Raw genomic sequence first — 20,795 nt, forward strand, 5'->3', positions numbered from 1 at the left:
GGCGTGCCGGTCACCGTGCGACGAACTCGTAGGTGGTGGTCAGGCCCTCGGGCAGGTCCGGAACCAGGGCGTTGGTGCCGTCGACGGTCTGGACGTAGCGCCGACCCTGGAAGAGCGAGTACGTCCCGTCCGGGACCTTCTCGATCCTGAAGAGCTGCTTCTGCTCGGCGGGGTCGCACTCCCGTGCGCGGACGCTGCCCGGCGCGGCGTCGTGCACGACGGTCATGCAGACCCGGCCGGCGGCGCCCGGCGTGGCCAGCATGATCTGGAACTTGTCGCCCGCGGGGCGCAGCACCCACACGGCCCGGGCGTCGATGCCCTGCTCGGTGGTGGCCCGGACCCGGTCGCCGTCCCGGTCGACGGCGAGCGCGGCCCCGCCCATGCCGGGCACCACGATCAGGGTCTGCCGCCGGCCGCCGAGGATCTCCTGTTCCGTCGAGGCGGTCCCGGACGGCACGACCGACGCCGGCGCCGGGCCCACCGAGCCCACCGGGCCGGCAGGCTCGTCCGGTGTCTCGACGTGGTCCCGCGTCTGCAGCAGGGCGGTGCCGGCGGCCGCCACCAGCACGGTCAACGCCGCCCCGGTGACCGCGGTGCGGCGCCGCCGCCGGTCGCTGCGACGGCGCAGGCTCTCTGCCGGCGGCAGCGTCGTGACACGCCGGACTCCGTCGGCGATCGCCCTGAGGTCGTCGCGAGGATCAGCCATGGTGGGTCTCCTCGGGGTACGTCTCGGTCAGCATCTGCGCCATCGCTCTCCGGCCTCGGGCGAGGTATGTCTTGACGGTTCCGACGGGCGCCCGCATCTCGGCGGCCACCTCGGCGACGCTGAGATCGTTCAGGTGGTAGAGCACCAGGGCGCGGCGCTGGTTGGCGTTCAGCCGCCGCAGCGCCTGCAGCAGGGCGACGTGGTCCTCGTTGAGCCCGGGCACGATCTGGTCGGCCGCGGCCCGGCGGTGCGCGCGGATCCGGTTGAAGGTCTTGCGCCAGCTGCTCACCGCGATCCGGGAGGCGACCCGGCGGACCCAGGCCTCCGGGCTGTCCGCCTCCCGCACGGTCCGCCAGCGCTGCCAGGCCCGCATGAAGGCCTCGGCGACGGCGTCCTCCGCCTCGCCGCGGTTGCCGGTCAGCATGTAGACGTGACCGACGATCCGTCCCGCGCAGGCCGCGTAGAGGGCGTCGAACTCTTCGGCGTCACCCATCTGGCCTGCCCCCGAGCCTCGTACCGTCACCGCGGCATGCAACAGGGGAGCGTTGCCGGGTCGCGCCGCACGGGCCGAGATTGTGACCACGATCACAGGGGGGATGATCAACCCGTCGGCCCGACCAGGCGTCATCGTGCCGTCCCGGGAGAGGCCCGGGGCGGAGAGGACGATGTGCGACGACGGCAACGACGCGCCCTGACGGCGGGGGTGCTCGCGACCGCGCTGGCGGTGGCGGGCCTGACGGCCCCTTCCGCGGACGCGCAGGAGAGGCCCGCGCCCACGGCCTCGGGCACGAGCACGGGCGGCACCTTCACCCTGATCACCGGGGACCGGGTGTCGCTGGGCGCGGACGGCCGCCCCGACATCCAGCGGGCACCCGGGCGGGCGGACATGCGGTTCGTGAGCACCCGGGAAGGGGGCCACCAGTACGTCGTCCCGGTGGACGCGGTGCCGCTGCTGCACGACGGTCGACTCGACCGGCGGCTGTTCGACCTCACCACGCTCGGCGAGTTCGGCTACGACGACCGGACGCCGGAACTGCCGCTGCTGGTCGCGTACCCGGAGGACGCCGCGGCGCAGGCGCGGTCCGCCACCGTCGGGGGTGCCGGGCGGGTGCGGGCCGACCTGCCCGCCGCCCACGCCCTCGCCGTGCGCGCGGACATCGACGACCGGGTCACGCTCTGGTCGTCACTCACCCGCGGCACGCCGTCGGAACGGACCCTCGCCGCCGGGGTCACCCACGTCTGGCTGGACGGCAAGCGCCGGGTGTCCCTGGAGCACAGCGTGCCGCACATCGGTGCGCCCGCGGCCTGGCAGGCCGGCTTCGACGGCACCGGCGTCACCGTCGGGGTCCTGGACACCGGAATCGACGCCAACCACCCCGACTTCGCCGGACACCTCGCGGAGGTTCGGGACTTCACCGGCGGCAACGATCCCGCCGACAACGTGGGTCACGGCACCCACGTGGCCTCGACCATCGTCGGCAGCGGAGCCGCCTCCGGCGGCAGGTCCCGCGGCGTGGCCCCGGGCGCGAAGCTGCTCGTCGGCAAGGTCTGCGCCACCTACGACTGCCAGGACTCGGACATCATCACGGCCATGCAGTGGGCCGCGCCCATGGCCCGGGTCGTCAACCTGAGCGTGGGCGGCACCGACACCCCCGGTCTCGACCCGCTGGAGACCGCGGTCCAGGACCTGAGTACCCGGTACGGCACGCTCTTCGTGGTCGCCGCCGGCAATGAGGGGAAGCCGAAGTCGGTCTCCTCGCCGGCCACCGCGGACGACGCCCTCGCGGTCGCCGCCGTCGACGCCGACGACCAGCGGGCCTACTTCTCCAGCAAGGGTCCCCGCCTCGGCGACAACCACATCAAGCCGGAGATCAGCGCGCCGGGCGTGGACATCGTGGCGGCAGCCCCCGGCGGTGACTACGCCTCCATGTCGGGCACCTCGATGGCGACTCCGCACGTGGCCGGTTCCGCCGCGATCCTCGCCGGACAGCATCCCGACTGGTCCGGGCCGCAGCTCAAGGCCGCCCTCATGGACTCGGCCCAGCCGGCCGCCGAGAACACCCTCTACGAGGTGGGCGTCGGCCGGGTGGACATCGGCCGCGCCGTCGCCCAGCCCATCGCCGCGGAGGTCGGCGCCATCGACTTCCCGGTCCAGCGCTGGCCCCACGCCGACGACACCCCGTTCACCCAGGTCGTCGGCTACCGCAACACGGGCACCGCGCCGGCCACCCTGGCGCTGAGCATCGCCTCGGCGCCGGCCGGGATGGTCACCGTCAGCCCGGCCAACCTGATGGTGCCGGCCGGCGGCCGCGCCGAGGCGACGATCACCGTGGACACCCGGGTGGACGCCGCCGACGGCGTCTACCAGGGCGCGCTGGTCGCCACCGGCGCCGGCGACCTGCGGGTACGGACGCCGTTCGCGCTCAACCGCGAGATCGAGAGCTACGACGTCCGCATCGACCAGACCGGACGCGACGGCGGACCGGCCACCGAGTACCAGACCGTGGCGGCGAACCTGACCACGGGCGAGTTCACCACCCTGGCCGGTCAGCCGGGCGGTGGGATCCTGCGGCTGCCCAAGGGCCGGTACGCGCTGTACAGCACCATCCACGAGGGCGACGTGTCGACCCTGCTCGTGCAGCCGGTCCTGGACGTGCACGGCCCGGTCACCGAGGCGCTCGACGCCCGTACCGCCAAGCCGATCGCGCTCACCGTGCCCCAGCGGGACGCCGCCCCGGTTTCGATCAACGTGAGCGCGAACTGGAACGACGGACTTCGCTACCCCGGCGTCCAGCTCAGCGGGGTGTCGTTCGGGGAGATCTTCTTCGGCCGGATCGGCCCCGCCGTGGCGGCCCCCGAGTTCACCGCGACGCTGGGGGTCGGGCTCGCCCGCCCGGGGCCCGACCGGAGCTTCCGGAACAGCCCCTACACGTACGACCTCGCGTACGTCCGCCAGGGCGACATGTTCACCGGCCTCGCCCGGACGCTGTCGCCGAAGAACCTCGCCACCGTGAAGGCGACCTACCGGAGTCAGTCCAGCACGGCGACCGCCGTCCGGTTCCACCGCGCGGCGTCGCCCGACGGCCCGGGGCCGGTCGGTTCGAGCACGTCGTTCGACCTGCCGTTCCGGGCCACCGAGTACTACAACACCGACGGCGGCATCGTCTGGACGTCCACGTTCGTCGAGGGCGACAACCTCACCACCGAGGAGTCCACCTTCACGCCGGGCAGGACGTACACCCAGACCTGGAACGCCGCCCCCTTCGGGCCCACGATGGGCCGCGCCCCGGCCCTGGCGCCGCTGGCGTACGCGGGCCGTGACGGCGACACCATCTCGGTGGCGTCGCCGCCCCTGTTCGGCGACGCGACCGGCCGCCCCGCCAGCCGCGACGACCTGGCGGTCCACCTCCGGCTGTCCCGCGACGGGACGGAGATCGCCACCGCGGACAGCCCGTACGCGGACTTCCCGGTGCCTCCCGGCAGAGCCACCTACCGCCTGGAGGCGACGGTCACCCGCGGCGCGCCGGACACCCTGTCGACGTCGGTCTCCGTGGCGTGGACCTTCACCTCGGCCCACACCGCCACGCCGGAACGGCTGCCCCTGACGACGGCCCGGCCGATGCCCGACCTCGACGACACGAACACGGCCCGGGCCGGCACGACGATGGCCCTGCCCGTGGCACTGGACCGGCTGGCGGGCTCCACGGCCGCACCCAACCGGACGCTCGCCGTGTCGGCCTCGTTCGACGACGGGCGGACGTGGGTCACGCTGCCGGTGCACCGGGATGTCGCCCTCGTCAAGCACCCGCGACGGCCCGGCTTCGTCTCGCTGCGCCTGACGGCCACCGACACCGCCGGCAACTCGGTGACCCAGACGATCCAGCGGGCCTACCGGATCGCCTGACTCCCGTCCGGGTCCGGGGCGGCGGCCGTGACGGCGCCGCCCCGGACCCTGCCTCCGCTGATCAGCCGCATCCCCGAGCGCGTTCCGTGGGCGCCGTCCGAGGCCCACCTGCCGTACCGTGACGGCCATGACGGAGGCAGCGGCCAGAGCCCACGTCGCGCGCTTCAACACCGCGGTCACCAGCGGTGACTGGGCGCCGTTCCTCGACGCCCTGCATCCCCACGCGATCATGACCTTCGTCGGGCGGGCCGTCGGACCACAGCGGGGACGCGACGCCATCGCGATCGCCTACGCCGAACAGCCGCCCGACGACACCATCCGGGTCAACGGCATCCGCTCCGACGGCGACCGCGACGTCATCACCTTCGCCTGGTCGCGCGGCGGCACCGGCACACTGACGCTCGGCTACAGCGGCGGCCGGGTCGCCGAGCTGATCGTCCAGTTCGACTGACCGCCGCCCGCCCCGGGGTGGGTGTCGAGCTCAGCCGTTCCTACCCGGCGGGGCGGGGTTCCAGGACCACCACGGCGGTCTCGGACGACCGGAGCGCCGCCTGCGCGTCGAGGTTCGCCTCAATCTCGCGCCAGCGGGCCCACAGCCGCGACCGCTCGTCGCCCGTCGCGGCGCGCCCGCGGACGAGCCGCCGCCCGCCGACCAGGTCGACAGCCGCCTCCGGATGCGCCTGCAGGTTGAGCCACCAGGCGGGCTCGCCCTCACCCCAGCCGTTCATCGCCAGCGTGAACAGATTGGGCCCGTCCTCCAGGTACGCGACGATGACGCTGCGCTGCTGGCCGGTGCGGCGCCCGGTCGTGGACAGCCGCAGGGTGCCCCAGCGGTCGGCCCGCGGCCGCCAGAGGACCCGTCCCCGGAAGGCCCGGTACAGACCCCGGTGCACCGACCAGGCCAGCCGGATGAACCACCGCGGCGGAAGCTTCGGCTTCCCTGCCCGATCCTCGACCGACATGACGACCTCCAACGCCGACAACGGCGATGGTACGAACAGGACGCCACCCGCGGTACCGGGCGGACCGGCGGCGTCGGGTGACCGGTCGTCCACCGCGCCCGTGTGGCGTCAGCCGATCAACGGGCGGCTGACGACGCTGTCGGTGCGGCCGCTCAGCTCCCGGTCCAGGGTCTCCTGCGCGTCGCGCATCGCCTCGGCGTACCGGGGTTCGGCGAGCCGCCGCATTCCCACCTCGGGTGCGACGTCCTCGACCACCGCGCTGATCCACCAGATGTTGCCGAACGGGTCGCGCACCCGGCCGCCCCGCTGGCCGAAGGCGTGGGTGGCCGGTGCGGTGACCACGCGGGCTCCGGCGGCGATCGCGCGCTCGGTCGCGGCGTCGGCGTCGGCGACGAAGACCCGCAGCAGCGACGGCATGGCCGGCCAGTCCGGTTGCTGGTCGAAGGCGAGCAGGATGGTGTCGCCGACGCGGATCTCGGCGTGGCCGATGGTCCCGTCCTCCAGCCGTACCCGCGCCAGCTCGACCCCGCCGAACACGGCGGTGACGAAGTCCAGCAACTGGCCGGTGTCCGGGGTGACGATCCACGGCGCGGCGGTCGTGTAGCCGGCGGGTGCGGTGCTGCTCATGGTGAATCTCCTCGTGTCGAAGCGAACTGCGCCCACCGTAGATCGCGTATAGGTCAGTTTCCGTCCTAGTCGAGCGGCACAATGGCGGCCATGTCCGACGCGCGTGCCCGCCTGCTCTCCCTGCTGTCGCTGTTGCAGACCCCCCGGCTGTGGTCGGGGAGTGAACTGGCGGGGCGACTCGGGGTGTCCGGCCGCACCGTGCGGCGCGACATCGACCGGCTACGCGAGCTCGGCTATCCGGTGCACGCCGAGCAGGGCGGGATGGGCGGGTACCGGCTGACCGCCGGCGCGGCGATGCCGCCGCTGCTGCTGGAGGACGACGAGGCGGTCGCCGTGGCCATCGGGCTGCGCACGGCCGCGGCGCAGCCGGTGACCGGCGTGGACGAGGCGGCGGTGCGCGCGATGGGCAAGCTGCTCCAGGTCCTGCCGGCCCGGCTGCGGCGCCGGGTCGACACGCTGACCACCTCCACTGTGACCCACCCGTTCTCAGTCGCCGGGGAGGCGGTGGACCCCGACGCGCTGGTCGCCGCCGCCGCGGCGATCGCCAACCACGAACGGCTGCGGTTCCGGCACCGCGACGAGGGCCGGCACGTCGAGCCGCGCGCCCTGGTCACGGCGGGCCGGCGCTGGTACCTGCTCGCGTTCGACCTCGACCGCGACGACTGGCGGACCTTCCGGTTGGACCGGGTCACGGCGGTGGCCGCGACCGGTGCCCGGGCGGCCACGAGGGACGTACCCGGGGGAGACGTCGCCGCGTTCGTCGCCGAGCGGACCATGCGGATGGCCCCGACGTACCGGGCCGACGTCGTGATCCACGCGCCGGCCGCCCAGGTCGTGGACCGGCTGGGTGGGCCCCCGCCGGGCACCCTGAGCGACCAGCCGGACGGCACCTGCCGGTGGCTCGCGCCGCCGGACACCCTCGAATGGCATGCGCTCCGGTTGGCGTCGATCGGGCTGCCGTTCGACGTCGACGGCCCGCCGGAGCTGGCCGATCACCTCCGGTCGACGGCGGCGCTGTTCCAGGCCGCCACGGCCGGACCCAGTCGGTCCGGGTAGCGCGCCAGGCTGCTCGGACGCCGGGTAGCTTTCTGTCATGAGTGAGGACACCTTCCGCTCGGTGGAGATCGAGCGCACCAGCATGGGGAAGTACGTCGCGCGGAACATCCGCGGCGGGTCGATGGCGATGGGCACGGGTGAGGACGGGGACTTCACGCCGGTGGAGCTGCTGCTGGCCGCCATCGGCGGCTGCACCGCGATCGACGTGGACTACATCACGAGCCGCCGCGCCGAACCGACCCGGTTCACCGTCGACGTCACGGGCGACAAGATCCGGGACGAGGCCGGCGGCAACCGGATGCAGAACCTCAAGGTCGAGTTCACCGTGACGTTTCCGCCGGGCGCCGACGGCGACAAGGCGCGCGAGGCGCTGCCCCGATCGCTGCAGCAGTCGCACGACCGGCTCTGCACCGTCTCCCGTACCGTCGAACTGGGGACTCCGGTCTCGACCGTCGAGGCCGCCGGCTCCGTCGAGGACTGAGGTTTCCCCAGGTTACCCGCGGTGCAGGCGGCCGCCTGGAAGCCCGCGTCCGATGGCCGAACGGTTCATTGCTGCCGCGCTCCCAGGGGCGTAGAGATGGTGACAGAGTCGTCACCAGCATCCAGAGGCCATCATGATGCGCAGAGCCGGCACCTTCCTCGTGGTCCTCGTCGTCGCCCTCGGCCTCGCTGCGCCGGCGCTGGCCGCGCCGTACCCCTCCCCGCCGCACGACTTCTCCCACCCCGGTACCACGCACGTGAACCGGCCCCTGTTCAGTCATGCCGGTGGCCAGGCGGACCGGGCCCTCCTCGTGATCTACATCCGCTGGGACGACGTCGACTACCCGAGCGGCTTCGACGCGACGACGGTGGCCCGGCGCTACTTCGGCACCGGCTTCCCCAGCACCACCTTTCCGAGCGTCGGGGACTTCTTCCGGCGGTTGTCGTTCAACGACCTGTTCGTCTTCCCGGCCTCGGAGTCGCAGGGGATCGCCCAGGACGGTGTCGTGCAGGTGCACTATCCGGGGACGAAGGCGCAGTTCCTGGCCAGCTCGATCCCGCAGCGCAACAGGACGTTGCTCGAGCTCGCCGACCCGTTCTTCGACTACTCGACCTACGACGTCGACGGGAACGGCCGACTCGACAACCAGGAGATCATCGTCAACATGCTCGAGGCCGAACCCAGCCTCCCCCTGGGGCAGGGCTGCGGGCTGAACAGCGGCGTCGCCGCCGTCACGCTGGACGGCACCAACCTGAACGCCCTGCAGGTGCCGTTGGTCAACACCGCGACCAACCTGATCACGATCATCCACGAGAACGGCCACGCCCTGACCGACATGGCGGACCTCTACGGCTTCGGCGCCGGGCGGCTCGACTTCGCCGGGCCGACCTGCAGCCTGCCGGACACGACCCTGTTCGCACCGAATTCCTGGACGAAGATGCACCTGGGCTGGACCACGCCGGCCGTGGTGGAGACCGACGGCTTCTACGACATCCGGCGGGCCGACACCACGGGGGACTCCTTCATCCTGTACGACCCCGCCGACGGCACGAACGACTACTTCATGGTGGAGAACCGCGAGCGGACGCCGGGCACCTACGACCAGGGCGCGAGTGACTCCGGGCTCGTCATCTGGCGCGTCAACGACAACTCGTTGGGCGTCGCCAACGGTCTGCGGCCGATCGAGCCGATGCTGCCCGACGGCACGACGACCCCCACGAACAACTACGGCGGGTCGAGCCGGGACGCCTGGGATCCCTCCGACCCGGACACCCCGCAGCGGACGATGGCGCGGGAGTGGGCCGATGGCACGCCGTCGGGTGTGGCGGTCCGTGCGATCGGGCCCAGGGGCGAGACGATCCGGGCGTACTTCGACGTGCCGGGTCCGGGCGTCCTGGTCGACACCTACCCGCTGGACCGGGCCGGCCCGGTCCGCGCCGTCGCGGCGGGCAGCCGGACGATCGACGTGCCCATCATGAACACCGCCGAGTCCGGCTGCGACACGTTCTTCGTCGAGCCCGTGAACCTGCCGCCCGGCTGGACGATGACCAGGGGCGCGCGGATCCTCTGCGCCGGGGAGACCGCCCTCGCCCGGACAACCCTCACCCCGGACGCCGGCGCGGCCGTCGGGACGTACGACATCGCGATCCGAGGCTGGAGCCAGACCAACTCCGCCGTCGTGACGACCTCCCCGTTGACGGTCGAGGTCGCGCTCAGAACCACCCGGCTCGACCTCGCCGGAGTGCTCGCGCTGGCGCCGGCCGGCGCCACGCCCACCTTCTCCGCCAGGCTCGCGCCCGAGGACGACGCCAGGGTCGGTGTCGCGGGAGCCAGCGTGACGTTCACTCTCACTCACGAGGGCGTCGTGGCGTTCACCGCCATCGCCACGACCGACACGACCGGCACGGCGACGGTCACCGCTCCGCCGGATCTGCCTGCCGGCACCTACCAGCTCACCGTCGAGACCCAGCGCGTCGGCCAGTTCGCGCCCGCGACATCGACGGTTCCGGTGGTGATCCGTCCGCCCGCCGACCTGATCCAGGACATCGCCGACCAGCTCACCGCCATGCTTCCGTCCGCCACGCCGGCGGTGCGGTCAGCCCTGCTCTCGGCACGCGACGAGCTCATCGGCAACCACGGCGGCGCCGCACGCAACGGTGCCCTGGACGCGTTGCTGGCCGGGAACGCGGTCGCCGCCGTCACCAAGCTCGGGCATGCGACGTCGCACCTGCTCACCGCGCAGTCGCGGGGCGCGTCGTCGAGCACGCAGCTGCAGCAGATCGGGCTCACCGGCGAATCGATCGCCAGGACCGAACTGGCGCGGGCACAGGTGGCCAGCCCGGAGTCGACCACGGAACTCGCGAGGATCGCCGGTCTGATCGCCGACGGCCGCGACCAGCTGCGGACGGCGAACTACGACGAGGCGCTCGCGAGCTTCAAGCAGGCGGTGGTCGGGGCCGCGAGCCTGCTGCGGTGACCGGGTGTGCCGGCGGAGGGCCGGCACGCCGTACCACCGCACCGCGGAGCGGCGACCGCGCCCCGGTCAGCGGTGCCGGCGGATGCGGTCCCAGGTGCCGGGGGCATCGAGCCGTACGCCCGACTGGAGCGGGGTCGTGACGGGCTTGCCGCCGCCGGCGGCGGCGCTGACCCGGCCGTGTGCGGATCCGGCGGGCAGCTCGGCCGGCACGGCCGGGATCTCGGTGGCCAGCTTGACCCGGAGGCCGGGCCAGCCGACCACGGAGAGGTCCTTCGTGGCGGTCAGCGTGGTCTCGGCACCGAACGGCCCGCGGACCGTGGCGACCGGATCGCCGGCCCGGACGGCCGGGTACAGCTTGATCGCGGCGTTGACGCTGCGGATCAGCGAGCGGGTCACCCGGAAGACCCGCTCCAGCTGCACCGGGGTGTCGGCGCCGGGCTGCCCGAGGACGGCGCCCACGACGGTGATCTTCCGGCCGCCCACGGTGACGACGAACGCGAAGGACAAGCAGCCGCCGGCCTCGTCGGTGGACCCGGTCTTGATCCCCACGACGCCGTCCCGGCCCACGAGCGAGTTGTAGTTCCGCACCTCGCCGGCGACGGGCAGGGTGGCCTTCTTCTGGGCCACGATCTCCGCGAACGCGGGCAGCGCCATCGCCTTGCGGGCGACGATCACCTGGTCGGCGGCGGTGCTGACGGTCTCCGGACTGAGCCCGGACGGATCGGTGTAGCGGGTGTTCTTCATGCCGAGCTCGGCGGCCGTGTCGTTCATCTTGTCGACGAACGCGCCGATGCTGCCGGCGTCCCAGGCGGCGAGGATCCGCGCCATGTTGTTCGCCGACGGCAGCAGCACCGCCTGGAGGGCCTGGCGCTCGGTGAAGACGGCGCCCGCGGCGACCCGGACGAGGGACTCGCCGCGCGCCAGCTCGCTCGGGTAGGCGGCCGCCTGCGCCGCGCTGACCGTGAGTTTCGGCCCGTGCTCGCCCCGGTCGAGGGGGTGTTCGGTCAGGATGACGTAGGCGGTCATCACCTTGGCCACGCTGCCGATGGGCAGCGGCTCGTCGCCGCCGGAGGTGCCCAGGGACCCGACACCCTCCACGAAGAGGGCGGCCTGCCCGGACTGCGGCCACGGCACCCTGGGCGCCGTGCCGGGGATGACCGTCGACGCGGCCAGCGTCCGCGTGACGGTCGGCGCGGGCAGCGGGTGGCGCAGCGGTTCGACCGCCACCAGCACGACGGCGGCCAGGAGCAGGGTCGTCAGGATGCTGACCAGCACCGGGAGTCGCCGCCGCCGGGGGCGGGGCGGCGGCGGTACCGCTGGGATCACCTGGGTCGTCGCAGAGTCGAGCATGCTGATGTTTCTCCCCCGTGTGGTGCTGCGCGCGGCTCGGCGGCCGCCGGCGTGCTGATCTCGGTATCACCACTGCCGTCGCCGGGTCAAGCCGCCGGCAGCACCTGATCGGCGCGCTGTCACCGCCGCCGCGGCGCGATGAGCCCCGACTCGTACGCCCACACGACCAGCTGGGCGCGGTCGCGGCAGTGCAGCTTGGTCATCGCCCGATTGACGTGGGTCTTGGCGGTCAACGGGCTGATCACCATGCCCTCGGCGATCTCGTCGTTGCTCAGCCCCCGGGCGACGAGCGCGACGACCTCCTGCTCCCGGGCGGTCAGCACGTCGCGGCCGGCCGCCGGGTCGGCCGGTCGGGGGCCGGCCACGAACTCGCTGATCAGCGAACGCGTGACCGCCGGGGCGAGCAGCGCGTCGCCGCGGGCCACGACGCCGACGGCCTGCAGCAGGTCGGCGGGGTCGGCGTCCTTGAGCAGGAACCCGCTGGCGCCCGCGCGCAGGGCGGCGAAGACGTAGGAGTCGAGCCCGTAGTTGGTGAGGATGAGGACGCGGACCGCGGTGAGGTCGGGGTCGGCGGCGAGGCGCCGGGTGGCTTCGATGCCGTCGAGGCCCGGCATCTGCACGTCCATCAACACGACGTCCGGCCGCAGGCGCCGGGCCAGGTGGACGGCCGAAGCGCCGTCGGCGGCCTCGCCGACGACCTCCAGACCCTCCTCGGCGTCGAGCAACGCCCGGAAACCGGCCCGCATGAGGGCCTGGTCGTCGGCGAGCAGGACCCGGATGATGCCGCCCCGATCCGGGTCGGACCGGGCCGTCGGCACCTCGTGCGCACGCTCGGTCATGCCGGCTGCCCGCTCCGGTCGGAGCCGTCACGACCCGTGGCGGACCGGGCCGGTGGGACCGGTCCGCCCAGCGGGAAGGTGGCCCGTACCGTGAACCCGCCGCCGTCGCGGGCGGCGGCTCGCAGCGTGCCGCCCAGCCCGGTGACCCGTTCCCGCATGCCGCTCAGGCCCACCCCCGGTGTCACCGGCCGGACCGGCGACGCCTGACCGTCGTCGGTCACCGAGACGGTCAGCTGCGCCGGGGCGTACTCGACGTGGATCTCGGCGCTGGCCGGGCCGGCGTGGCGGGCCACGTTGGTCAGGGCCTCCTGGACGACGCGATACCCCGCCTGGTCGACCTCGGCGGGCAGTTCCCCGGGCTGACCGGTGACGGTCAACCGCACCGGTACGCCGGCCGCGCGGGTCCGCTGGGCGAGTTCGTCGACCCGGGCCAGCCCGACGGGGTCCCCGTCCGACGGTGCGCGCAGGACGTCCAGTGTCGCCCGCAACTCCCGCATCGCGGCGCTGCTGGCCTCCTGGATCGCCAGCAGCGTGGACGACGGTTCCTCGCCGTGCTTGCGGGCCAGGTGCACGGCGATCCCGGCCTGCACCTTGATCACGGAGATGTTGTGGGTCAGCGTGTCGTGCAGATCGCGGGCGATGCGCAGGCGCTCCTCCCCGGCGCGGCGCAACGCCATCTCCTCGCGGGTGCGTTCCGCCTCGACGGCCCGCTGCTCGACCTGTTCCAGGTACGCCCGGCGCTGCCGCGCGACGAGCCCGGCGACGTTGGCCGCGACGAACCAGCCCAGCAGCAGGGCGGTCCGCTCGGCGATCAGCTGGCCGGGCCGGCCGGCGGGCGCGACCGACATGTCGCGGGCCAGGAAGCCGCCGAGGAAGACGACGCTGGCCAGGGCGGCGACCGACCGGTGTCCCCGCCAGGCGGCCACGTAGACGACGCCGAGGACGGGGAACGCCGCGGACACCCCGGAATGGACCCGGACGTGGAGGGCCAGCATGGTGGCGGTCACCAGGCTCACCGCCACCACGGGGTGCCGCCGGCACACCGCCAGGGCCGCCGCCATGACCAGGACGAGGGCGACGTCGGCCACCCCCACCGGCGCGGCGTCCGGCGCGATCGCGGCGTTGCCGAGCAGGAGGGCCCCGAGGGCGAGGCCGCTGAGGGCGTACGGCAGGTCGCGGCGCATGGTCGAACTGTAGAACGGCGGTCGGCGGGGGAGCATCCCGCTTCCGTGGTAGACGGGGCGTACCGCGGGCGTGGTATCGACGGCCGGGCAAGTGCCTGCGGCGGCACGACGCTTTCCCGCCCTGCCGGGACAAGCATCGAACGCATGACATACCGCTTCTTCACCCCCGAGAAGGCGTCGGCCGCGACGGGTCTCACCGCGGAGGTCTACCGCCAGCTGCGGGACGAGTTCCTCGGGCCGGTGCCCACCTTCCAGGCGCTGTCGGTCGTGCCGGAGCTGCTGGCCGCGACCTGGGCGCTGATGCGCGAGGCCCTGCTCGCCGGTGACGCGTCCCGGGTCGACCGTGAGCTGGTGGCGTCCGCGGTGTCCCGGGCCAACCGCTGCCGGTTCTGCGTCGACGCACACGTGATGCTGCTGCACGCGCTGGGCGAGCACGCGCTGGCCGAGGTCATCGCCCGGGGCGGGACCCCGCCGGAGCCGGGGCACGCCGCGCTCGCCCGCTGGGCCGAGGCCAGCCGCCACCCGGCGGCGGCCGACTGGACCGGCCGGTACGGCCCGGAACTCACCGGCACCCTGCTCGCCTTCCACTTCATCAACCGGGTCGTGTCGGCGCTGCTCGATCCGGATCTGCTGCCCGGCGGCCTGCAGCGTTCACCGGTGGTGCGGTCGGTGGGTGGCCGGCTCTACGCCCGGACGGCCCGCGCGGGGCGGGAGCCCGGCCGGGGTCTCCCGCTCGTCGACGCCGGCTCGGCGGCGCCACCGGCCTGGGCCGGGGACAGCCCGGTCGGCGTGGCGTACGCGTCGCTGCGCAACGCCGCCCTGCGCGGCGGGGACCTGCTGGGGGACGTGGCCCGCCAGACCGTCGCCGCGACCGTGCGCTGGGAGGACGGACGGTTCCCGGAGCGGCCCGCCGACTGGGCCGTCGACCTGGTCCGGGACGTGCCCGGGGTGGACCGCGTCGGGACGCGGATCGCGCTGCTCGCGGCGTTCGCGCCCAGCGCGATCAGCGTGGGCGACGTCGCCCTCTGGCGGCTGTCCCATCCGGGCGACACCGACCTCGTGCGACTGGTCGCGTACGGCGCGATCACGGCCACCGATCACGTTGCCCGGGCACTGACCTCGGCTCGTCTCTAGAGGAGATCACCATGCGCAAGGCCTTCGTCATCACCAGCAGCCTGTTGCTCGCCGCGTTCGCCCTGCAGTTCGTGTTCGCCGCCGTGGGCGCGTTCACGAAACCCGGGGGCGAGGGCGCCTTCGCGCTGCACAGCGCCACCGGGATGGCGGTCATCCCGGTGCTCAACCTGCTCACCATCGGCTTTGCCGCGCTGGCGAGGGCGCCGGGCCGGCTCGTCGGACTGACGGCCCTGCCGCTCGGCCTCGTCATCCTGCAGGCGCTCCTCGCCGGGCTGGCCAACGGACTGACCGACGGCGCCGGCGTCAGCACGCCGTTCGGCCTGACCGTCGCCGGGTTGCACGCGGTCAACGGGATCGTCGCGGTGCACGTGGTGGTCGGCGTGGTCCGGGGGGCGCGTGGGCTGGGCCGCCCGGCGCCGGCCGAGGCCGTCCCGGTGACCGTCCGGGAAGGAGAGCCGGCATGACCGTCGGTTCGCTGCTCGCGGCCGACCTCGTGATCGCGGTCCTCGCGGCCGCCGGGTGGCTGGGCGGCGGCGCCGCGTCGGCCGCCCGGCGCCGCCCGCTCGCGCTCGGCCTGGCGGCACTCGCGCTGCTCGCCACGCTCGCCCGCGCCATCACGATCACCGCGCTCGCGCGCGCCGGCTGGTGGTTCGCGGCGGAGAAGGTCCTCATCGCCGCGCCGCTGTCGCTCGCGGCCGTGCTCGTCGCCGGGCCGCGGCTGCTGCGGGTCCCGGGCGACATCCGCGCCGTCGCGGTCCCGCTCCTGTTCGCCGGGTACGCCGACAGCGCCGCGCTGTTCGTGACGGTCCTGCACGGCTATCCCGCGTCGGCGGGCGCGGGGCTGCTCGCGGTCGCCGGGGTCGTCACGGCGACCGCGGTCTCGTGGCGCTTCCTCGGCGCGCCCCCGTCGCGGACGGTCTCCCGGGTGGCCGTCGTGGTGGCGGTCGCGGCGCTGCTGACCGGGACCGGGCTGGCCGCCGCCCCGGCCGCCGCTCCCGGCGTACCCCATGATCACGGACCGGGGGAGGCGCGGACCGTGGGGGAGCCGACGAGGCGGTTCACCCTGACGGCCGGGACGGCGACGGTACGCGTGAGCGGCCGTGACGTGGCGGCGTGGGCGTTCGACGGGCAGGTTCCCGGGCCGGAGCTGACCGCCACGGTCGGCGACGTCCTGGAGGTGACGCTGCGGAACCGGGACATCGCGCGCGGCGTCACGCTGCACTGGCACGGGTACGACGTGCCGAACAGCCAGGACGGGGTGCCCGGCATCACGCAGGCGGCGGTGCTGCCGGGGCAGGAGTTCGTCTACCGGTTCCGCGCCGACCAGGCCGGGACCTACTGGTACCACACGCACGCGGTGTCCGACCTCGGCGTGCGGATGGGGCTCTACGGCGTCCTCGTGGTGCGCCCGGCGCCGGTGACCGGCGTCGACGTCACGGTGCCGGTGCACACCCTCTCCGGCCGTCCGCTGCCCGCGCCGAGAACCGAGTCGGTCGGGGCGGGGACGCCCGTGCGGCTACGGTTGATCAACACCGACAGCACGACCCACCGGTACGCCCTGGCCGGCACACCGTTCCGGGTCGCCGCGATCGACGGATCCGACCTGCGGGGCCCGACGTCGATCGAGGACACCGCCGTGCTCATCCCGGCCGGGGGACGCTACGACCTGGTGTTCACCGCGCCCGCCACGCCGGTGGCGCTGTTCGTCGACGGACGGGCCGTCTACTCGACCGGACCGGTGTCGACGGCGACCGGCGGGTGGCCGGTGCTGGATCCGCTCGGCTACGGCGCGAGCGCCCCGGTGCCGTGGTCCCGCTTCGACCGGACGTTCACCCTCGTTCTCGACCGCGGTCTCGACCTGCACGGGCTGCTCCCGCGCTACGCCCACACCGTCAACGGCGCCGCCGACCCGGACATCCCGCCGCAGGTCGTTCGCTTCGGCGACACCGTCGAGTTCACCATCGTGAACCGGTCCCAGACCGTGCACCCGTGGCACCTGCACGGCCATCACGTCCTGGTGCTGTCCCGCGACGGACGGCCGGCGACCGGGAGCCCGTTGTGGCTGGACTCCTTCGACGTGCGCCCGGGCGAGGTGTGGCGGGTGACGTTCCGGGCCGACAACCCCGGCATGTGGGCCAACCACTGCCACAACCTGGCGCACGCCGACGCCGGGATGACGCTGCACCTGATGTACTCCTGATCCTGCGCCGCGGCCGACCACGTCCTCGATCCCTGAACGAGGGTCCGGCGCCCGGCCGCACGGTCCCGGCGGGGCGCAGCCGCGCCGCGCCGGGACCGGCGTCCGCCGGGGCGTACACTGGCGCTGGTTTCGCGACGGGTGGGCCCGGTGCCGTGCCGGGGCTGCCGGGGCGTGGCGGTCGTAGGCCCGTGGGGAAGGGTGAGTGCCGTGCGTGGTCCCGCGATGACGGATGTGGCCCGGCTCGCGGGGGTTTCCCACCAGACCGTGTCCCGGGTGCTGAACGGGCATCCGAATGTGCGCGAGCAGACGCGCCTGCGGGTGCAGGCGGCGATCGTGGAGCTGGGCTACCGGCCCAACCGCGCGGCTCGCGCCCTGGTGACCGGCCGCTCCCAGGTGATCGGGGTGGTCGCCCAGAACACCACGTTGTACGGCCCGGCGTCATTGCTGGCGGCGCTGGAGCAGACCGCCGCCGAGGAGGGCTTCGCGGTCACCGTGGGCAGTGTGCGGGACCTCGACCAGGTCTCCATCTCGGAGGCCGTGGAGCGGCACCTGGCGCACCGGGTGGCGGGGATCGTGGTGATCGCGCCGGTGGAGTCGGCCGGGGAGGCGCTGGAGCACCTGCCCAAGGACGTGCCGCTGGTGACCGTCGACGGTGATCCGCGCCGGCCGGTGCCGTTGGTGACGGTGGACCAGGTGGCCGGTGCGCGGGCGGCGACGCAGCACCTGCTGGACGCGGGGCACCGGACGGTCTGGCACGTCTCGGGGCCGGCCGACTGGTTCGACAGCGCCGGGCGCATCGAGGGGTGGCGGGACGCCCTGCGGGCGGCCGGCGCCGAGGTGCCGCCGCTGGTTCCGGGGGACTGGTCGGCCGCGTCGGGCTACCGGTGCGGGCAGATGCTGGCGCGGATGCCCGAGGTGACGGCGGTCTTCACCGCCAACGACCACCTGGCGCTGGGCGTGCTGCGGGCGCTGCACGAGCACGGCCGCCGGGTGCCGGACGAGATCAGCGTGGTGGGCTTCGACGATGTGCCGGAGGCGGCGTACTTCATCCCGCCGCTGACCACCGTGCGGCCGGACTTCGCCGCGGTGGCCCGGGCCAGCCTGGACCTGTTGCTGGCGCAGCTCGAGTCCGACACCGTCGGGCAGCTGCGGCAGACCATCGCACCGACCCTGATCTCCCGGCGGAGCGTCGCCGGCCCGCCGGCCTGACCGGCCGCCGTGCGTCCGCGAGGGCGCACCCTGTGACCGTTAACAGCGCGTGACTCCGGCACCGGGCGACCGCCCGGTTCGTGGTGTTCGCCGCGGACGGCCCGCACGCCTGCCGGCGGGCGCCGGCTGCGCTCGCCGCACGTCTCCACAGTGACTCCGGTGGTTACCGGACTGTTGCACGGACATCTTGACCGACTCAGATGTGAGCGTTAACAATGTGGGCCACGGCACAGCATGTGGAGGTGGTCGGGGTGGCCGGACCGGGGGACCGGTACGTCGTCGGGGTCGACTTCGGAACGTTGTCGGGCAGGGCGCTGGTGGTCCGGGTCGGGGACGGCGCGGAGCTCGGCACCGCGGTCCACGAGTACCGGCACGGGGTGATCGAGTCCACGCTCCCGGACGGGACACCGCTCCCGCCGGACTGGGCGTTGCAGGACCCGGAGGACTACCGGGACGTGCTGCGGCACGCGGTGCCCGCCGCCGTGGCCGCCGCGGGGATCGACCCGGCCCGCGTCGTCGGCATCGCCACGGACTTCACCGCCTGCACGGTCCTGCCCGCACTGGCCGACGGCACCCCGCTCTGCGAGGTGCCCGAGCTGCGCAGCCGGCCGCACGCCTGGGTGAAGCTGTGGAAGCACCACGCCGCGCAGCCGCACGCCGACCGCATCAACGCGCTCGCGCACGAGCGGCGCGAGCCCTGGATCCACCGCTACGGCGGGAAGATCTCCGCCGAGTGGCAGTTCGCCAAGGGCCTCCAGATCCTCGACGAGGACCCGGAGATCTACGGTCGGGCCGCGCGGTTCGTCGAGGCGGCCGACTGGATCGTCTGGCAGCTCTGCGGCGTGGAGACCCGCAACATCTGCACGGCCGGCTACAAGGGCATCCGCCAGGACGGGCGATACCCGTCCCGGGACTTCCTGGCGGCGCTCGACCCGGGGTTCGCCGACTTCGTCGCCAAGCTGGACGGGCCGCTGCTTCCCCTCGGTGCCCGGGCCGGCGTGCTCACCGCCGAGGCCGCCGCGTGGACCGGGCTGCCCGAGGGCATCGCGGTCGCGGCCGGCAACGTCGACGCCCACGTCACGGCCGCCGCCGCGCAGGCGCTGGCCCCCGGCCACCTGGTCGCCATCATGGGCACCTCGACCTGCCACGTGGTCAACGGCACCGAGCTGGCCGAGGTGCCCGGCATGTGCGGCGTCGTCGAGGGTGGACTCAGCCCCGGCGCCTGGGGCTACGAGGCCGGCCAGAGCGGCGTGGGCGACATCTTCGGCTGGTTCGTCGACCATGCGGCGCCGGCCGGTGTCGACTCGCACGAGCGGCTCTGCGAGCTGGCCGCGGCGCAGCCGGTCGGCGCCCACGGGCTGGTCGCGCTGGACTGGTGGAACGGCAACCGGTCCCTGCTGGTCAACCACGACCTGAGCGGTCTCATCCTGGGGCTGACCCTGGCCACCCGGCCGGCGGACGTCTACCGGGCACTGCTGGAGGCGACGGCCTACGGCACCCGCATGATCATCGAGGCGTTCGTCGAGGCGGGGGTGCCGATCCGGGAGCTGGTGGTGGCCGGCGGCCTGACCGCCAACCCGCTGCTCATGCAGATCTACAGCGACGTCACCAACCGGCCGCTGAGCCTGATCGGGTCGGCGCAGGGGCCGGCGCTGGGCTCGGCCATCCACGCGGCGGTCGCCGCCGGCGCCTATCCGGACGTCCACGCCGCCTCGGCGGCGATGGGCCGGGTGGACCGCGACGCCTACCGGCCGGACCCCGAGCGGGCGCGCGCCTACGACGCGCTCTACGCCGAGTACCGGTCGCTGCACGACCACTTCGGACGCGGCGGCAACGACGTCATGTCCCGCCTGCGCGCGATCCGCAACGCCGCCGTCGAACGACCGGCGGCACAGATCGACACGCCCCTGGAGGTGGTCGCGTGAGCGCCGAGCCCGGTCAGCAGATCCGGCGGCTGCGGGAGAGCGTCGCCCGGTTGCACGTCGAACTCACCCGCTACCGGCTGGTGGCGTGGACATCCGGGAACGTCTCGGCCCGGGTGCCCGGACAGAACCTCATGGTCATCAAGCCGAGCGGCGTCGACTACGACGACCTCGCCCCGGAGAACATGGTCGTGTGCGATCTGGACGGCACCGTGGTCGAGGGGGACTTCGCCCCGTCGAGCGACACGGCCGCCCACGCCTACGTCTACCGCGCACTGCCCGAGGTGGGCGGGGTGGTGCACACCCACAGCGGGTACGCGACGGCCTGGGCGGCCCGGGGCGAGTCGATCCCGTGCCACCTCACCGCCCAGGCCGACGAGTTCGGCGGTGAGATCCCCATCGGCCCGTTCGCCCTGATCGGCGGCGACGACATCGGCAAGGGGATCGTGGCGACCCTCGCCGGGCACCGTTCGCCGGCCGTGCTCATGCGCAACCACGGCGTGTTCACCATCGGCCGGGACGCCCGCGCCGCCGTGAAGGCCGCGGTCATGTGTGAGGACATCGCCCGCACGGCGCACCTGACCCGGGCGCTCGGCGCGCCGCTGCCGATGGCGGCGGCCGATGTCGACGCCCTGCACGACCGCTACCAGACCGCCTACGGACAGCGGCCCCCCTCACCGGCGAGCCCCTGACGGCCGCCCCCGATCGCGCGGCCGTCCCCCCGGACCGGCCGCGTCGCACCACC

General features: G+C 74.0%; 18 protein-coding genes. 11 read left to right on the forward strand and 7 right to left on the reverse strand.

The window, feature by feature from the left end; translation table 11 throughout:
- Positions 1-10: 10 nt before the first annotated feature.
- Together NFX44_RS14370 and NFX44_RS14375 are read right to left on the reverse strand one after the other, a co-directional pair.
- On the reverse strand, positions 11-706 hold the full coding sequence (locus NFX44_RS14370) for a hypothetical protein (RefSeq protein ID WP_262284041.1): 696 nt from the start codon (positions 704-706) through the stop codon (positions 11-13).
- Positions 699-1,199 (reverse strand): SigE family RNA polymerase sigma factor, encoded by a 501-nt coding sequence (locus tag NFX44_RS14375; protein ID WP_262284042.1) that lies wholly within the window; start codon positions 1,197-1,199, stop codon positions 699-701. Before NFX44_RS14375 ends, NFX44_RS14370 begins: the two co-directional genes overlap by 8 nt.
- A gap of 174 nt (positions 1,200-1,373) precedes the next feature.
- Between NFX44_RS14375 and NFX44_RS14380 the strand changes: the two genes are divergently transcribed.
- On the forward strand, positions 1,374-4,610 hold the full coding sequence (locus NFX44_RS14380; RefSeq protein WP_262284043.1) for a S8 family serine peptidase: 3,237 nt from the start codon (positions 1,374-1,376) through the stop codon (positions 4,608-4,610).
- A gap of 127 nt (positions 4,611-4,737) precedes the next feature.
- The gene (locus tag NFX44_RS14385; RefSeq protein WP_262284044.1) at positions 4,738-5,061 is read left to right on the forward strand and encodes a nuclear transport factor 2 family protein; all 324 of its coding nucleotides are present in this window, start codon (positions 4,738-4,740) and stop codon (positions 5,059-5,061) included.
- 40 nt (positions 5,062-5,101) lie between these two features.
- Here NFX44_RS14385 and NFX44_RS14390 read toward each other — a convergent pair whose 3' ends face one another.
- Both NFX44_RS14390 and NFX44_RS14395 read right to left on the reverse strand, forming a co-directional pair.
- Complete coding sequence (locus tag NFX44_RS14390; protein WP_262284045.1) at positions 5,102-5,572, reverse strand: nitroreductase family deazaflavin-dependent oxidoreductase; 471 nt, start codon at positions 5,570-5,572, stop codon at positions 5,102-5,104.
- 108 nt (positions 5,573-5,680) lie between these two features.
- Positions 5,681-6,199 (reverse strand): VOC family protein, encoded by a 519-nt coding sequence (locus NFX44_RS14395; RefSeq protein WP_262284046.1) that lies wholly within the window; start codon positions 6,197-6,199, stop codon positions 5,681-5,683.
- A 90-nt stretch (positions 6,200-6,289) separates the two neighbouring features.
- Between NFX44_RS14395 and NFX44_RS14400 the strand changes: the two genes are divergently transcribed.
- From NFX44_RS14400 to NFX44_RS14410, 3 genes are all read left to right on the forward strand, one after another.
- On the forward strand, positions 6,290-7,255 hold the full coding sequence (locus tag NFX44_RS14400; RefSeq protein WP_262284047.1) for a YafY family protein: 966 nt from the start codon (positions 6,290-6,292) through the stop codon (positions 7,253-7,255).
- A gap of 37 nt (positions 7,256-7,292) precedes the next feature.
- Positions 7,293-7,736 (forward strand): OsmC family protein, encoded by a 444-nt coding sequence (locus tag NFX44_RS14405; protein ID WP_262284048.1) that lies wholly within the window; start codon positions 7,293-7,295, stop codon positions 7,734-7,736.
- 133 nt (positions 7,737-7,869) lie between these two features.
- On the forward strand, positions 7,870-10,212 hold the full coding sequence (locus NFX44_RS14410) for a hypothetical protein (protein ID WP_262284049.1): 2,343 nt from the start codon (positions 7,870-7,872) through the stop codon (positions 10,210-10,212).
- Between the two features lie 66 nt (positions 10,213-10,278).
- Here NFX44_RS14410 and NFX44_RS14415 read toward each other — a convergent pair whose 3' ends face one another.
- From NFX44_RS14415 to NFX44_RS14425, 3 genes are all read right to left on the reverse strand, one after another.
- Entirely contained in the window at positions 10,279-11,487 is a 1,209-nt protein-coding gene (locus NFX44_RS14415; protein ID WP_262284050.1) for a D-alanyl-D-alanine carboxypeptidase family protein, read from the reverse strand.
- A 194-nt stretch (positions 11,488-11,681) separates the two neighbouring features.
- On the reverse strand, positions 11,682-12,344 hold the full coding sequence (locus tag NFX44_RS14420; RefSeq protein ID WP_262284282.1) for a response regulator transcription factor: 663 nt from the start codon (positions 12,342-12,344) through the stop codon (positions 11,682-11,684).
- 53 nt (positions 12,345-12,397) lie between these two features.
- A complete protein-coding gene (locus tag NFX44_RS14425) occupies positions 12,398-13,585 on the reverse strand; it encodes a sensor histidine kinase (RefSeq protein WP_262284051.1) in 1,188 nt (395 codons plus the stop codon).
- Positions 13,586-13,729: 144 nt separating this feature from the next.
- Between NFX44_RS14425 and NFX44_RS14430 the strand changes: the two genes are divergently transcribed.
- From NFX44_RS14430 to NFX44_RS14455, 6 genes are all read left to right on the forward strand, one after another.
- Positions 13,730-14,719 (forward strand): carboxymuconolactone decarboxylase family protein, encoded by a 990-nt coding sequence (locus NFX44_RS14430; RefSeq protein WP_262284052.1) that lies wholly within the window; start codon positions 13,730-13,732, stop codon positions 14,717-14,719.
- 11 nt (positions 14,720-14,730) lie between these two features.
- Complete coding sequence (locus NFX44_RS14435; RefSeq protein WP_262284053.1) at positions 14,731-15,183, forward strand: DUF6220 domain-containing protein; 453 nt, start codon at positions 14,731-14,733, stop codon at positions 15,181-15,183.
- Positions 15,180-16,919 (forward strand): multicopper oxidase family protein, encoded by a 1,740-nt coding sequence (locus NFX44_RS14440; protein WP_262284054.1) that lies wholly within the window; start codon positions 15,180-15,182, stop codon positions 16,917-16,919. The genes NFX44_RS14435 and NFX44_RS14440 overlap by 4 nt, the downstream gene beginning before the upstream one ends.
- Positions 16,920-17,141: 222 nt before the next feature.
- On the forward strand, positions 17,142-18,128 hold the full coding sequence (locus NFX44_RS14445) for a LacI family DNA-binding transcriptional regulator (protein WP_262284283.1): 987 nt from the start codon (positions 17,142-17,144) through the stop codon (positions 18,126-18,128).
- A gap of 215 nt (positions 18,129-18,343) precedes the next feature.
- Positions 18,344-20,053: a ribulokinase gene (araB, locus tag NFX44_RS14450; protein WP_262284055.1), complete on the forward strand. Its 1,710-nt coding sequence runs from the start codon at positions 18,344-18,346 to the stop codon at positions 20,051-20,053.
- Positions 20,050-20,742, forward strand: coding sequence for an L-ribulose-5-phosphate 4-epimerase (locus NFX44_RS14455; protein ID WP_262284056.1), 693 nt, complete (start codon positions 20,050-20,052; stop codon positions 20,740-20,742). Before araB ends, NFX44_RS14455 begins: the two co-directional genes overlap by 4 nt.
- The last annotated feature ends 53 nt before the right edge of the window (positions 20,743-20,795 follow it).

It is taken from the genome of Micromonospora sp. MA102, from assembly GCF_025460765.1.
Lineage (GTDB): Bacteria > Actinomycetota > Actinomycetes > Mycobacteriales > Micromonosporaceae > Micromonospora > Micromonospora halotolerans.